Genomic DNA, 1672 nt, shown 5'->3' with positions numbered 1-1672 from the left:
GTCGGGGATCTTGGAGTTTCGCGGTGCGGCGGCATGGTCAGCAGGCATGCTCGTGTCGTTCTGATGGCCGATGCAGTTGCCGAGGTGCCCGTTGTCTCTTCGCCCCCGTTCCGGTGAGCAAATCCCGCCTTTGACCGTGCGGGTCGCGCGGGCGAGTAACTCGAAGGGCACGACAGCGATGTGGGTGCGCGACCGGCTGGATGGGCTGTGGTGCGACGAGGATTTCGCCGGCTGGTACCCGCGTGACGGGCGTCCGGGCCTCTCGCCCGCTCAACTGGCCACCGTCTGCGTGCTGCAGTTCGTGCTCGGCCTGTCGGACCGGCAGGCCGCCGAGGCGGTGCGCTGCCGCATCGACTTCAAGTACGCCATGGCCATGGAGCTGGACGATCCCGGCTTCCACCACAGCGTGCTGGCCGACTTCCGTGACCGTCTCGCCGAGGGCGGGCGTGCTGACCGCCTCCTCGACCTCGCACTGGCCCGCCTCAAAGCCGCCGGTCTGGTACGCGAGCGCACCACGCAGCGCACCGACTCCACCTATGTCCTGGCCGCGGTGCGTGACCTGACCCGGCTGGAACTGGTCACCGAGGCGGTGCGGGCCGCACTGGAGGAAGTCGCCGGCGCTGCCGGGCACCTGCTGGACGGCCTGGTCGATGAGGAGTGGGGGCAACGCTACGGCCGACCGGCCCGCCTGGGTAAGAACCCCACCCGGCCCAAGACGAGGATCCTCGCCACCGGCAACGACGCCGCCCGGCTCCTGGAACACCTCTACCGGCACGGAACGGGCCGGGCATGGGGCCGCCAGGTCCAGGCCCTGCGGCAGATCCTGGTCCAGAACTACTACCGCGATGGCGCGGGCCGTCTGCTCTGGCGCACAGGGGAGGACGACGGGTTTGGGCTTGCGCCATCGTCCCGGGCGATCGTCTCTCCCTATGACACCTCGGCCCGCTACGCACGTCACGGACACATCGTCAGCTGGAGCGGGTTTTCCGCTCATCTGACCGAGACCTGTGCCCCTGACGGCCCTAACGTGATCACGGATGTGGCCACTACCGCGGCCACCACGCACGACAGCCGGGTCCTGCCCGGTATCCACGCCCGGCTGCGGCGTCGTGGTCTGCTGCCCGCCGAGCACCTGGTCGACAGCGGCTATACCTCCCTGGTCCATCTGGAACAGGCCGCCCGCGACCACCAGGTCACCGTCACCGGACCGCTGCCAGGCAACCCCACTCGCCAGCATCGCCGAGGCGAGGGCTTCGGCCGTGACGACTTCCACATCGACTTCGACCGCCGGGAGGTGACCTGCCCCCAGGGCCAGGTCAGCCAGGGCTGGCACGGCCCCTACCCGACGTCCTCGCCGACCGCAGCCCCACTGATCGTGGCGCGGTTCACCATGGGTCAGTGCCGGCCCTGCCCGGTCCGAGCCCAGTGCACCACCTCCCGCGAAAGCGCCCGCAACGTGGGCTTTCCACCACGAGAACTCCGTGACCTGCAGCTCCGCGTCCGCACCGAGCAACAGACACCCCAGTGGAAGGCCCGGTATGCGGTCCGTTCCGGAGTGGAGGGCACCGTCAACGAGTTCGCCCACGGTCACGGCATGCGCCACTGCCGCTACCGAGGCCAGGACAAAACCCATATCCAGCACGTCCTGACCGCCATCGCCGTCAACATCGAA

At 69.2% G+C, this 1672-nt stretch carries 1 protein-coding gene; it reads left to right on the top strand.

The annotated features are described in order from the left end of the window. Nucleotides 1-178 precede the first annotated feature (178 nt). On the top strand, nucleotides 179-1672 hold a 1494-nt coding region (locus tag ABTZ94_RS37460; protein ID WP_351207921.1), incomplete at its 3' end, for an IS1182 family transposase.

Origin of the sequence: Streptomyces sp. NPDC002785, from assembly GCF_040295565.1 — a bacterium.
In the GTDB taxonomy this organism is placed as follows: domain Bacteria; phylum Actinomycetota; class Actinomycetes; order Streptomycetales; family Streptomycetaceae; genus Streptomyces.
Note: the sequence above shows the minus strand (reverse complement) of the source record. Positions and strands in the feature narration are given on the sequence as shown.